Annotated in this window: 9 protein-coding genes and 1 pseudogene; 7 read left to right on the top strand and 3 right to left on the bottom strand. The window is 70.8% G+C overall.

Going from position 1 to position 13228, the window contains the following annotated elements; all coding sequences use genetic code 11:
* Nucleotides 1-97: 97 nt before the first annotated feature.
* Nucleotides 98-265 (bottom strand): hypothetical protein, encoded by a 168-nt coding sequence (locus tag NEH16_RS30520; protein ID WP_265546303.1) that lies wholly within the window; start codon nt 263-265, stop codon nt 98-100.
* Between the two features lie 436 nt (nt 266-701).
* Here NEH16_RS30520 and NEH16_RS30515 point away from each other — a divergent pair, with 436 nt between their 5' ends.
* The 3 genes and pseudogenes from NEH16_RS30515 to NEH16_RS30505 all read left to right on the top strand — a co-directional run bounded on the left by NEH16_RS30515 (nt 702) and on the right by NEH16_RS30505 (nt 6333).
* On the top strand, nt 702-1265 hold the full coding sequence (locus NEH16_RS30515) for a TOPRIM nucleotidyl transferase/hydrolase domain-containing protein (RefSeq protein ID WP_374215587.1): 564 nt from the start codon (nt 702-704) through the stop codon (nt 1263-1265).
* Nucleotides 1266-1516: 251 nt separating this feature from the next.
* Nucleotides 1517-4938: pseudogene (locus NEH16_RS30510) on the top strand (CARDB domain-containing protein).
* A 102-nt stretch (nt 4939-5040) separates the two neighbouring features.
* Complete coding sequence (locus NEH16_RS30505) at nt 5041-6333, top strand: haloacid dehalogenase-like hydrolase (RefSeq protein WP_265546302.1); 1293 nt, start codon at nt 5041-5043, stop codon at nt 6331-6333.
* Nucleotides 6334-6399: 66 nt separating this feature from the next.
* Here NEH16_RS30505 and NEH16_RS30500 read toward each other — a convergent pair whose 3' ends face one another.
* Nucleotides 6400-7005 carry a lytic polysaccharide monooxygenase auxiliary activity family 9 protein gene (locus NEH16_RS30500; protein WP_265546301.1) on the bottom strand — a complete coding sequence of 202 codons (606 nt, stop codon included), beginning with the start codon at nt 7003-7005 and terminating at the stop codon, nt 6400-6402.
* 271 nt (nt 7006-7276) lie between these two features.
* Between NEH16_RS30500 and NEH16_RS30495 the strand changes: the two genes are divergently transcribed.
* Nucleotides 7277-8059 (top strand): calcium-binding protein, encoded by a 783-nt coding sequence (locus tag NEH16_RS30495; protein WP_265546300.1) that lies wholly within the window; start codon nt 7277-7279, stop codon nt 8057-8059.
* Between the two features lie 41 nt (nt 8060-8100).
* Here NEH16_RS30495 and NEH16_RS30490 read toward each other — a convergent pair whose 3' ends face one another.
* Nucleotides 8101-9339: a hypothetical protein gene (locus NEH16_RS30490; RefSeq protein WP_265546299.1), complete on the bottom strand. Its 1239-nt coding sequence runs from the start codon at nt 9337-9339 to the stop codon at nt 8101-8103.
* A 117-nt stretch (nt 9340-9456) separates the two neighbouring features.
* Here NEH16_RS30490 and NEH16_RS30485 point away from each other — a divergent pair, with 117 nt between their 5' ends.
* The 3 genes from NEH16_RS30485 (at nt 9457) to NEH16_RS30475 (ending at nt 13218) form a co-directional block, all read left to right on the top strand.
* Nucleotides 9457-10290, top strand: a complete 834-nt coding sequence (locus NEH16_RS30485; RefSeq protein ID WP_079193065.1) for an IclR family transcriptional regulator — start codon at nt 9457-9459, stop codon at nt 10288-10290.
* 139 nt (nt 10291-10429) lie between these two features.
* Complete coding sequence (locus NEH16_RS30480) at nt 10430-12097, top strand: OPT/YSL family transporter (RefSeq protein ID WP_265546298.1); 1668 nt, start codon at nt 10430-10432, stop codon at nt 12095-12097.
* Nucleotides 12098-12150: 53 nt separating this feature from the next.
* The gene (locus tag NEH16_RS30475) at nt 12151-13218 is read left to right on the top strand and encodes a hypothetical protein (protein ID WP_265546296.1); all 1068 of its coding nucleotides are present in this window, start codon (nt 12151-12153) and stop codon (nt 13216-13218) included.
* Nucleotides 13219-13228 lie beyond the last annotated feature (10 nt).

Here is a 13228-nt window from a genome sequence, read left to right as displayed (position 1 = left end):
GCAACCCCGGTCCTCGCCCCGGTGAGGGTGTGCGGCGCCGGGCAGCGTGCGGCACCGATTGCGCCGACCCACTGCGAGGGGGCCGGCGCAGTGCGCGTTACGGGCGCGGTATCTCGGTGGTGACCTGGTCGTACCGGACGAGACGGGGGGTGAAGGAGTACGAGGGGTGTCTCTGCTGAAGGCGTGCCGTGGCGTCGTCGAGATACGCCCACATGTCGGCGGGCTCCGCGCCGACGCCGAACGTCGCGTCGTTCAGCACCTCCATGTCGGGACTCGCAATGTATGCAACGTACTTGAGCGTCTGACTGCCACTGGCCATGAGTGTCTCGGCCTCCTTCGAGGTGCCTTGCGGTGTGCGCTCGCCCCCGCCGGCAGCGGTGTCGGCGGCCTGGGCTGTTCCGGTCGTGGTGAGAAGCGTTGTTGCGGCGGCTGCCCCGGTGCCGCCCAAGAGTGTCCGCCGGGAAATGTCTGGCACAGTCCTCCCCCTACTTCGATGGCCCTGCCTGCGAGGGCTCGAAGTTGACGTTACAGCGACGTCTTCGCCGTGGAAGGGCCGTCGCGGTGAATCGTGTCCGGTTCCGGAAGCGCCATCGGCTGAGGAAGAGGCGCCCCTCGGGATGCGACGGCCGGGCGGTTGCGAAGCGCTCCTCCAGGAGCCTTAATCCCGTGCGGTGCCGTCGGTCGACGGGCAGACTCGCCCCGTGACGGATGAAGGAGCCGCCCACCCCGCAAGCCCGGGAGCACGGACGGCGGTGCTCCTTGAAGGGCGGAGCGATCTCGCGGCCGTTGAGGCACTGGCCGCCCGGCGAGGGCGGAACCTGGGCGCCGAGGGGGTGCTCTGCGTGGCCATGGGTGGCGCGATGAGCGTCGGACGTTACGCCGAGCTCCTCGGCCCGCCCGGCCTCGGCCTGCGCCTCACGGGCCTGTGCGACGAGGGTGAGAAGGGCTTCTACGAGCGTGCCTTCGCGCGGGCGCAGGCACCCCTTGGGGACATCTACGTGTGCAGCGTAGACCTGGAGGACGAGCTCATCCGTGCGCTCGGCACGGAGGGGATCGAGGAGGTCTTCCGGGCCGAAGGCGACCTTCGTGCCTGGGAGTCCTTCCAGCAGCAGCCCGCGCAGCGGGGGCGGCCCCGCCACCAACAGACGCGGCGCTTCCTCGGCACCAAGAAGGGCCGCAAGATCCGCTACGGCCGTCTCCTCGTCGAAGCGCTGCCGCCGGGCCGGACACCGCCCCCGCTCGACAGCCTTTTCGCGGCCCTGTAGAGCCGCGCCTCCCGTATGACGGGTGACGCCTTCGGGCCCCCGTTCCGTTTGCCGCGTACTGCCTCATTCCCGACCACTGAGTGTCACAGCACGGTCAGAACCGTTGACAAATCTTTAACCTGTCAGAAATCTATCTCCAAGCAACCGCAAAACCTTGACTAGTTCACTCAAAAATCAATCAAACCCTCTTCTGAACACGGGACTTCACCCCAGCTCAGCCCTCTCCCCACCCCTTCCGAACAGAGGACAGCATGAGACGGAAGTCATCCGTCCGACGGCTGGTCACCGGGCTGCTCGCGGCCTGTCTGATCCCCCTCGGGCTCCTCCCCGCGACAGCCCACGCCGCCGCGCCCCAGGCCGCTGCCGCCGGGCCCAACCTCGCGCTGGGCCGCCCGGCCACCGCCAGCGGTGCCAACGGCGAGTACGGCGCGGGCAACGTCACCGACGGCAACCAGGGCAGCTACTGGGAGGGGCCCGCAGGCGCCTTCCCGCAGTGGGTGCGGGTCGACCTCGGCGCCAGGACGTCCGTCGACGAGGTGACCCTCAAGCTCCCCACGACGTGGGAGGCGCGCGACGAGACGCTCACCGTGCAGGGCAGCACCGATGGTGACACCTGGAGCACCCTCTCCGGCTCCGCCAAGCGCACCTTCACTCCCGCCGCCGCCGGCGCCGTGACCATCGGCTTCGGCGCCACCGACGTCCGGTACGTCCGGGTGCAGGTCACCGCCAACACCGGCTGGCAGGCCGCGCAGCTCTCGGAGCTGGAGGTCCGCGGTGCGGGCGGCGGAACCGACCCGGGTGACCCCGGCACCCCGCCCACCGGCACCAACCTCGCCAAGGGCAAGCCCGTCGAGGCCAACGGCTACGTCCACACCTTCGTCCCGGCCAACGCCAACGACGGGGACGTGAACACGTACTGGGAGTCCGCCGGACTGCCGGGGCAGCTCACCGTGAAGCTCGGCGCCGACGCGGAGCTGTCCGCCGTCGTCGTCAAGCTCAACCCCGGCACCGCGTGGGGCGCACGGACGCAGGCGATCGAGGTGAGCGGCCGCGGCCAGAGCGCCTCCGCCTTCACCACGCTCAAGGCGCGCGCGAACTACGACTTCAGCCCGGCGGGCAACAAGAACACCGTGACCATCCCGGTCTCCGGCCGCGCCGCCGACCTCCGGCTCGCGCTCAGCGCCAACTCCGGTGCGCCCGGCGGCCAGATCGCCGAGGTCGAGGTCGTCGGCACCGCCGCGCCCAACCCGGACCTCACCCTCACCGACCTGAGCTGGACGCCCGCCTCCCCGTCCGAGAAGGACGCGGTGAGCGTCAAGGCCACCGTCCGCAACGCCGGTACGGCCGCCTCCCCGGCGACCACCGTCGCCGTCAGCCTGGACGGTACGGTCGCGGGCACCGCCGCCGTCGGCGCGCTCGCCGCCGGCGCCTCGGCGACCGTCACCGTGGACACCGGCAAGCACCCGCAGGGCTCCTACGCGGTCTCCGCCGCCGTGGACCCGAACAACACCGTCGTCGAGCAGGACGACAGCAACAACAGCCGGGCGGGCGCCACACCGCTCGTCGTCGCACAGAGCCCCGGACCCGACCTCCAGGTCACCGGCATCGCCACCAACCCGGAGAGCCCGGCGAGCGGAGCGAGTGTCAGCTTCACCGTCACCGTGAAGAACCGCGGCACGAGCGCCGTCGCGGCGGGTACCGTCACCCGGCTGACGGCCGGGACGACCACACTCAACGGCACCACCCCCGCCGTCGCGGCGGGCGCCTCCGTCCAGGTGCCGATCTCCGGCACCTGGACGGCGACCAACGGCGGCGCGACGCTCAGCGCGAGCGCCGACGCGACGAACACCGTCGCCGAGACCGACGAGAACAACAACACCTTCGCCCGCTCCATCGTCGTGGGCCGGGGCGCCGCCGTGCCGTACACCGAGTACGAGGCCGAGAACGGCACGTACACCGGCAAGCTGCTCACCAGCGACGCCAAGCGCACCTTCGGCCACACCAACTTCGCCACCGAGTCCAGCGGGCGCAAGTCGGTGCGGCTCGACAACACCGGTGAGTACGTCGAGTTCACCTCTACCAACCCGACCAACTCGATCGTGGTGCGCAACTCCATCCCGGACGCCGCCGGGGCGGCGGGCAGTCCGCGACGCTCAGCCTCTACGCGGACGGGAAGTTCGTCCGCAAGCTCGACCTCTCCTCGAAGCACTCATGGCTCTACGGCTCGACCGACGACCCCGAGGGCCTGACGAACACCCCCGGCGGGGACGCGCGACGCCTCTTCGACGAGTCGAACGCGCTGCTCGCCCAGACCTACCCGGTGGGCACCAAGTTCCGGTTGCAGCGTGACGCCGGGGACTCCGCGGCCTTCTACATCGTGGACCTGGTCGACCTGGAGCAGGTCGCCCCGGCGAAGACGAAGCCCGCCGAGTGCACCTCGATCACCGAGTACGGCGCCGTCCCCAACGACGGCATCGACGACACCGACGCCCTCCAGCGCGCCGTCATGGCGGACCAGGCCGGGCAGATCTCCTGCGTCTGGATCCCGGCCGGGCAGTGGCGCCAGGAGCAGAAGATCCTCACCCCCGACCCGCAGCACCGCGGCCAGTACAACCAGGTCGGCATCAAGAACGTGAGGATCGTGGGCGCCGGCATGTGGTACTCGCAGCTCTACACCCTCACCCAGCCGCAGGACGCCGGTGGCATCAACCACCCGCACGAGGGCAACTTCGGCTTCGACATCGACGACAACACGCAGATCTCCGACCTCGCCATCTTCGGCTCCGGGCGGATCCGCGGCGGCGACGGCAACGCGGAGGGCGGCGTCGGCATCAACGGGCGCCTGGGCAAGAACACCAAGATCTCCAACGTGTGGATCGAGCACGCCAACGTCGGTGTCTGGGTCGGCCGCGACTACTCCAACATCCCCGAGCTGTGGGGGCCGGGCGACGGCCTGGAGTTCAGCGGGATGCGCATCCGCGACACGTACGCGGACGGCATCAACTTCACCAACGGCACCCGCAACTCGACCGTCTACAACTCGTCCTTCCGCAACACCGGCGACGACTCGCTCGCCGTCTGGTCGAGCAAGTACGTCAAGGACACCTCCGTCGACGTCGGCTCCAACAACCACTTCCGCAACAACACGATTCAACTGCCCTGGCGGGCCAACGGAATCGCGGTCTACGGCGGCTTCGGGAACACCATCGAGAACAACGTCGTCTCCGACACGATGAACTACCCGGGCATCATGCTCGCCACCGACCACGACCCGATCCCCTTCAGCGGCCAGACGCTCATCGCGGGCAACACGCTGAACCGCACCGGCGGTGCGTTCTGGAACGAGGACCAGGAGTTCGGCGCCATCACGCTCTTCGCGCAGGCGACCAGCATCCCCGGCGTCACCATCCGCGACACCGACATCCTCGACTCGACGTACGACGGCATCCAGTTCAAGACGGGCGGCGGCCAGTACACCGGGACGAAGATCTCCGACGTACGCATCGACAAGTCGAACAACGGCTCGGGCATCCTCGCGATGAGCGGTGCCCGTGGTGACGCGACCCTCTCCAACGTGACGATCACGAACTCGCGCGACGGCGACCTGCTCGTCGAGCCGGGCTCGCAGTTCACCTTCACGGGCAGCCCCACGAAGGGAGCCGCCAAGCGCTGACCCGCCACCCGCGCGTCGGCCCCGCCCGCGTCTCCTCGGGGACGCGGGCGGCGCCGCGTGCCCCCTCTACATCGCCGAAACATTGATGTACGGTCCACTCGCATGCGTACCCGACTTGTTCTCGCATGGACCTCGGCCCTGACGGCCGCACTCGCGGTCGCAACCACCGCCGGCCCCGTGTCGGCCGCACCAGCCGGTCGCACGGCCGTGACGCCGACGACGGCCCGCTGCCCTCAGCTCTCCGACGACCTCCCCTGGTACGGCGACAACCGCGCCCGGCTGCAACGCGTGATCGACGAGCGCGGCACCTGCCACGGCAGAGGTGGACCGCGACCGGTCGCGGCGTTCGACTGGGACAACACCATCACCAAGAACGACGTCACCGACGCCACCATCAGCTGGTCCCTGCGGCACGACAAGATCCTCCGGCCCGCCAGCTGGAAGGACACCAGCAAGTGGCTGACCGGCACCGCGGACAAGGCCCTCACCGACGCCTGCGGAACCGAGGTGAAGGTGGGGGCGCCCCTGCCCACCTCCACCAACGCCCGCTGCGCCGACGAGATCCTGCAGATCCGCGAGGACGGCCACACGATGAGCGGCGAGGCCGCCTTCGCCGGGACGTGGAACCACCGGCGCACGGTGCCGCAGTACGCGTGGGTGCCGCAGCTGTTCGCCGGACACACCGTCCCCGAGCTGCGCGCGTACACCGAGGCAGCGCGCGCGGAGGCCCTTGCCGCGCCGGTCGGGGCGACGCGTACGGTCGGCACCCACGTCCTTCCCGCCTATGTGCGCTACTACGAACAGCAACGCGACCTCGTCCGGACGCTCCAGAAGGCCGGCTTCGACGTCTGGATCGTCTCGGCGGGTTCCGAGCCGGTCACCGAGGTGTGGTCGCGCGGCATCGGGATCGACCGCGCGCACACCGTCGCCATCCGGTCCGTGCTCGACCGCAAGGGCCGCATCACGACCAGCAACGAGGGCTGCGGCGGCGTGGGCGTCACCAAGGGCGAGGCCATCCCGTACATCGACGGCAAGCGCTGCTGGATCAACCAGGAGATCTTCGGGATCAAGGGCCGGGCCGCCTGGCACCAGCAGGCTTCCCACCGGCGGATCGCGCTCGGCGGCGGTGACGCCGACACCGATGTGACGTTCGTCGGCGATGCCACGGGCGCGCACCTGGTGCTCAACCGCAACAAGAACGAGGTGATGTGCCGCGCCTACGACAACGCCGACGGGCGCTGGGTCGTGAACCCCATGTTCATCGAGCCGCTGCCCCGCAGGACCACGGCCTACCCGTGCTCGACCGCCGCGTACACCGAACCGGACGGCACCCTCGCGCCCGTGCGGCGTGGCGACGGCAGCGTCGTACCGGATCAGCAGGACACGGCGTACTGACGGGCAGGGGGATGCGGGAAGCCCCGTCGGCGCAGGGGGACACCCTGCGCCGACGGGGCTCGTGGCTCAGCCGAAGTTCAAGTCGCTGCACCACATGTATGCCTGGTCGAGGTGCGATGCCTGCCAGATCACGAACATGACGTGGTGTCCGCTGTAGCCGGAGGTCTGGACGGGGAACGTGATGTCCGTCGCCGGCGCATAGCGGCCGGTCTGCGTGATGAAGTCGAGGTTCCCCCAGCCCAGGGTCTGGGTCTTGGGGTCGAAGCCCTGCTTGCTCACGTAGACCTTGAAGTAGTCGGCACCGTGGGACGCCTGGTCGCGCAGGTGCACCGAGAAGTTGTTGCCGACCGTGGTCGTCTTCCAGGCTCCGGGCTTGTCCAGGCTGGCGTTCCGGGACAGGTTGTTGCTGCACAGGGTCCCGTCGGGGGTCTTCGCCTGGAACTGGCCGCCGAGACCATCCCGTAGAGCGCTCATCCAGTTCCACATGGTGTCGCTGTTGGCCTGCCATGCCTGCCAGCACATGGGGTCCTGCGTCTGCATGGCCGGGTCCATGTGGTTGCTGCCCCATGTCTCCCAGCACTTGTACGCGCGGCTCGCGGGGTCGACGATCGTGCCGTGGGCCTGGGCCGGTGCCGACCAGGCCAAGGCGCCGACGACGACGGCGAACAGCATGACGAGTGACTGGAGGGGCCGACGGAGGTACGACCTCGAACACCCGGTTAACGGACTCTTGTTGCGCATGTGGGGGGAACTCCTTCCAGTGGCAAAGCTGACGTGGGAGCGCTCCCAACGGTACGAGATTCGCGTGACATGTCAATGAAACAAACCAAGTCGATCACGAGCCGGGCCATGGCACCGAGCCGGTAGGCGCTCTTGCGGATTCGGGCCGGCACGGGAGACTGCCTTGACCACCCGGTCCACCGCCACCCCGAGATGAGGTCCCATGAACCGGAACCGAGCCGCCGTCAGCGCCGTCGCCGTGACCCTGTTATCCGTCGGCTTCGCCGTCGGCCCCGCGGCCACCGGTGCCGTCGCCGCCCCGGTCAGCGAGGCGAAGGCACGCGTCGGGGCCGACTGGGGAACGCAGTCGATCGTCTTCACCGCCGCCGCGGGGCAGACCAACGACCTCCACATCTATTCGATGTACACGAGCGACGGGATCCGCCGGATCGGCTTCAGGGACGCGGTCCCGCTGGAACCGGGCGAGCACTGTGCGTACTCCGGTCCCGAGGACTTCACCGTCGTCGTCTGCGAACTGCCCGCCGAGAGCGCCCGGCCCGACAGGATCGACGCATTCCTCGGCGACGGCGACGACACGATCGCCGCCTTCGATCCCGGTATGAACACCGTCAGCGGCGGCCCGGGCGACGACGTATTGCACGCCCACACCGCCCGCACGGTGCTGGGTGACGCCGGGGACGACATGGTCATGGGGCCCGCCACCCTGTACGGCGGCGACGGCATGGACCACCTGATGGGCGACGGCGGGAACCAGCGGATGTGGGGCGGCCGCGGCGACGACATGATCGAGGGCTACGAGGGCGACGACATCGTGTACGCGGGCCCCGGCGACGACCACGTCATGGGCGGGGACGGCCGGGACATACTCCTCGGCGGCTCCGGCGACGATGTGGTGCACGGCGAGGGCGGCGACGACTTCGTCTGCGGAGGTACCGGGAAGGACACCCTCGACGGCGGGGACGGCCGCGACATCGTCCTTCCGTAGGCGGGTCAGGCGCCGGTGCTGCCGGCACCGGCGGGCGCGGCTCAGACCGGCAGCAGGCCCGGGAACCGGCCGTGGCCCGCGTCCGGTGCGGTGACCGCCAGCCAGCCGTGGCCGCGTACGACCGTGTCGAGGACGCCCACCAGGTCCGGGTCGACCGACAGGGCTCCGCACACGTCACGGACGCCGCCCGTGATGTCGTCGGGGTCCTCGTCGTCCTCGTCGTCCTCGTCGTCCCAGCCGCCCTCGGCCGCGTACTGCCGGATCACCCGGCCCTCCTCGGCGGCGAACCAGATGTCCGCGCCGCCGGCGTCGTCCACGTAGAAGAGCTGGGCCCTGCCGCACGCGGCGCTGACCCGCTCCACCGTCTCGACCATGTCATTCCAGTCGTCGTAGCCGACAAGCTGGCGGAACTGGCCGAACACCAGGCGCCAGCCGTCGAGTTCCGGGGTCACGAAGGCCCGGCTGATGCCGCGGGACGGGTCCTCCGGGCTCGGACTCCGTATCTCCTCGCACATCGCGGCCGCCACCCCCGCCCGGACCGTCACCGGGCGGGGATCGTGCAGGCCCAACGCCTCGAAGACGCCCTCGTACGTCGACCCGGGCACGGCCAGCCACCAGGCGCTGAGCTGGGTGTCCGGCACCGCGCGCACGCCGCCCGGGAGCTTCACCCGCACCAGCCGCTCCACCAGCATCCGGTCGCGTCCGTCGAGCGCGTCCAGCCCGCCGCCCTCGATCAGGACGCCGAGCGCGCCGCGCCGTACCGGGCGGGGCGAAGCCGGATCCCGGCGCAGTTCCCGGAGGCGCGGGGCGTACGAGTCCCACATGGCGCTTAGGTACTTACCGGGGTCGCCGTAGAAATCGTCGCCCCGGCCGGCCTTCTCCACCAGTGCCCGCAGCCCGGTGTCGGAGTCCACGCGCAGCCTGAGCAACCCCTCGAAGCCGCTGCCGGACAGCCGGTCGGGTTCGAGAGCCAGTGCCGCGTACCGCTCGGCGCAGCGCTCGTCGAAGACGCGCAGCAGCCGGGACCGGAGCCAGTCGTCCACTTCCCCGCCGCGCGCCGCCACGAGGACGGCGTCGAAGGCCGGCGGTCCGATGCGGCCCAGCACGTCCCCGTAGACCTTGAGGCGCTGGGGCGATTGGTTCGCGTACACCGCTCCCAGCAGTCCCGGGAGCGCGTCCTCGCCGTGGGCCGCCAGCCGCTCCGCCGCCGCGGTCACGCGTGCCGGGTCGCCCGCGGCCAGGTCCTCGATGAGTTCTTCGATCCCGGGTTCGATTTCCATCGGGGGATCCTAACGAAACACCCTTGACACCACGTCCCCCTGATCACATAGTTCTCCCCGCTGAGCGCAACGGCGTTGCGCTCAGCGCACCGGATCAGCGAGGAAAGGGACGAGGCCATGAACGAGGTGAACGGCGCGTCCGCCGGCGGCACCGCACACGAGGCCGGCCGGCACGACGACGCGGACTTCCTGGCCCCGCCCCAGCCCGGCGTGCTTCAGGGAGCGGACCGCGCCCTGCTCGCCCTGCTGTCGTTCACCGAGCGGCGCCCCGAGTGGGGAGTGAGCGAGATGGCGCGCAGGCACGGCTGGGACAAGGCGGTCGCGCAGCGCATCCTCACCACGCTCGCCTCCCGCTCCTTCCTGACCTGCGACACCACCACCCGCCGCTACCGGCTCGGGCCCGCCGTGTCCCGGCTGGCGCGCGCCGGGGAGCACAGCGGTGTGCTGCCGTCGCTGGTCCGGCCGATCCTCGCCGGGCTGCTGCGGGAGACCGGCGAGAGCGTCGTACTGAACGTGCCGCAGGGCGCGGGATACCGGTGCGCGGCCGCCGTCGACGGCACCGGACCGGTCCGCTACACGGCGATCCTCGGTGCCGTGATGCCCGGCCACGCCGGCGCTTCCGGCCACGCCATCTTCGCCCACTACTCCGAGGCGGAGATCCGCCGCCTGTTCGGAGCCACCCCGCTCCAACGCTTCAACGACCACACCGTCACCGGCCTCGACACCCTTCTGGCCCGGTACGCGGACGTGCGCTCCCGGGGGTACAGCGTCAGCCACGGCGAGTACGACGAGGCCGTCGCCGCCGTGGCCGCCCCCGTGTTCCAGGCCGGCAGCATCGCCGCCTCGCTCACCGTCATCGGGCCCGCCCACCGCGTCACCCGGGCCGTCGACCGCATCACCGAACTCGTTCTGGCCGGGGCCGAGGAGGCCACGGCCGCCTTCGGCTCCTGACCCGCCCGGCCCGGCGGCGCTGTCCGACGGGCCGCATCCGTACGACGTGCGTCGTGCCGGAGTACGCGCGGATCACCGCAGCCTGCCCGAAAAGCCCCTCCCCGTCCCGGGGCAGGGCCCACCCACCAAGGGGTGTTCCGTGTCGCATCACACCTCGCCGTCGGCCACCGCGCCGCCGCCCTCCGACTCCGGCCCCGCCGCCGCATCCTCCGGCGCCGGCCACCCCCGCGTGCGCGAACCCGTCGTGTTCGTCGTCCTCGCCGTGCTGTCCGTCGTCGGCGCCGTCATCGGCGCGGACCTCGTCGCCAAGCTGGGGATCTCCGCCAACACCTCGGTCGTCGGCGCCCTGATCGCCATGCTCATCGGCCGCATCCCGCTCGCCGGGCTGCGCTCGATGCGCTCCGTGCACCGGCAGAACCTCGCCCAGAGCGCCATCTCCGCCGCCACCTTCGCCTCCGCCAACGCGCTGCTCACCTCGATCGCGGTGCCGTACGTCTTCGGGCGCGAGGACCTGGTGTGGCCGATGCTGGCCGGCTCCTTCGTGGGCCTGCTCATCGACACCTGGGTGCTCTACCGCTCCTTCGGCTCCCGGCTGCTGCCCGCCGACGCGGCCTGGCCGCCCGGGCAGGCCGCCGCCGAGACGATCAAGGCCGGTGACAAGGGCGGGAAGCGGGCCCTGGTGCTCGGCGCGGGCACGCTCGTGGGGCTCGGCGGAACGCTGTTCAGCCTGCCGCTGTCCGCCGCCGGTGTCGCCTTCCTCGGCAACGTCTGGGCGCTGCTCATGTTCGGTGTGGGGCTCGGTCTGCGCGAGTTCAGCCCCGACCTGTTCCACACCGACCTCGGGGCCGGGTACGTGCCGCACGGCGTGATGGTCGGCGCGGGCGTCGTCGCGCTCGGCCAGGCGGTCGTGCTGCTGGTCCGCCGCCGCTCGGAGCAGCGGCCCGCTGCCGCGGCGACCGTCGCGGGACACGACGAGACGACCGCGTACACCGTTGACGAGAAGGCACTGCGCCGGGCGCTCGTACGTGGCTACGCCCTGTTCGTCGCCGGGGCCGTGCTGCTCGCCGTCCTCGGTGGGCTGATCGGTGACATGAGCCCGCTGGGGCTGCTCGGCTGGGTGCTGTTCGCCGCGTTCGCCGCACTCGTGCACGAGCTGATCGTCGGGCTCGCCGCGATGCAGTCCGGCTGGTTCCCGTCGTTCGCCGTCACCCTGATCTTCCTGGTCCTGGGGCTGCTCATCGGCATCCCGTCGGTGCCGCTCGCGCTCCTGGTCGGTTACGTGTCGGCCACCGGCCCCGCCTTCGCCGACATGGGCTACGACCTGAAGGCCGGGTGGCTGCTGCGCCGCGAGCACCGGCCCTGGGACCCGTACGAGCGGGAGGGGCGCCGCGAGCAGTTCCGCGCGGCCCTCATCGGCTTCGCCGCGGCGCTCGTCGTGGTGGCCGTCCTGTGGCAGTCGTACTTCAGGCAGGGGCTGATCCCGCCCGTGGCCAAGGTCTACGCCGACACCGTCAAGAACGGCCTGGGCGAGCCGGGTGTGCTGCGCACCCTGCTGCTGTGGGCCATCCCCGGCGCCGCCATCCAGCTGATCGGCGGCACCAGGCGGCAGATGGGCGTCATGCTCGCGACCGGCCTGCTGATCCTCACCCCGAACGCCTGCTGGATGGTCCTCGCCGCACTCGCCGTGCGCGTCGGCTACCGCAGGTGGCGCGGGCCCGCCGCCGACGAGGAACTGAACCTGGTCGGCGCCGGCCTCATCGCGGGCAGCTCCCTGGGCGACTCCGCCCAGATCATCAAGGCGAGCTGACCCCTCCCCCAAAACCACCTTCGCTCACCCGCACCACCGCAAGGAGAAGATCCATGGAGATGTTCAGCCGGCTCGAACCCCGGTCCGAGTACCTGAGCTACGAACTCGCCCTCGCCGCGCGCAAGCTCGTCGAGCAGGTCATGCTCGTCAAGCCCGGCGAGCACGTCGTCCTCACCGGCGACACCAGCAGCGACCGCCGTGTCGTGGACGCCACCGCCCAGGCCGTCGCGGCGGCCGGGGCGCACCCCGTCGTCGTCTGGTACGAGACGATGCCCAGCTCCTCCATGGAGCCGCCGCGCCCCGTCGCCGGGGCCATAGCCGACGCCGACGTGTGGATCGAGTTCGCCGTCTCGTACGTGATGCACTCCGACGCGTTCCGCCGTGCGATGGCGAACGGCTGCCGCTACACCAACCTGACCGCGATGGACGTGCACATGCTCGTCGCGACGGTCGGCCGCCCCGACTTCGAGGGCGTCATCAAGCTCGGCAAGGCGCTGGTCCGCCTCCTGGAGCAGGCGGACGAGGTGCGCATCACCTCCGCCAACGGCACCGACATCACCGGCCGCAACGGCGACCGCCCCATCAACCTGCGGGGCAAGCCCGCCGAGAATCCCGGCGAGACCGTCATGCTCTCCGGCCAGATCTCCTGGAACCCGCTGGAGGAGACCCAGGACGGCGTGCTCGTCTTCGACGGCGCCCTGTGGCCGCCGGACCAGCTCGGTCTGCTGCGCACCCCGGTCCGCTGCACCGTCGAGAAGGGCGTCGTCACGAAGATCGACGGCGAGGGTCAGGACGCGGAGATCTTCCGCCGCTGGATGGAGTCCTGGGACGACCCGAACATGTTCCGCGTCGCCCACTGGTCCCTGGGCTTCAACCCGGGTGTGCCGGCGCCGACCGGCCGCATCGTCGAGGACGAGCGCGTCTTCGGCTGCGTGGAGCTGGGCATCGGCACCAAGGGCGCCTGGATCGGCGGCGAGCCGTGGGTGTCCGCCGCCCACACCGACGGCTCGATCCTCGGCCCGTCCATCTTCCTCGACGGCGAGTGCGTCGAGAAGGACGGCGTGTACGTGCACCCCGAGCTGGTCGAGATCTGCCGCGAGCTGGGTGTCGCCGGCTACTGACCGCCGCTCC

This window comes from Streptomyces drozdowiczii (assembly GCF_026167665.1).
GTDB classification, from domain to species: domain Bacteria; phylum Actinomycetota; class Actinomycetes; order Streptomycetales; family Streptomycetaceae; genus Streptomyces; species Streptomyces drozdowiczii_A.
The sequence above is the reverse complement of the archived record's forward strand: the minus strand, read 5'-3'. Positions and strand labels throughout refer to the sequence as shown.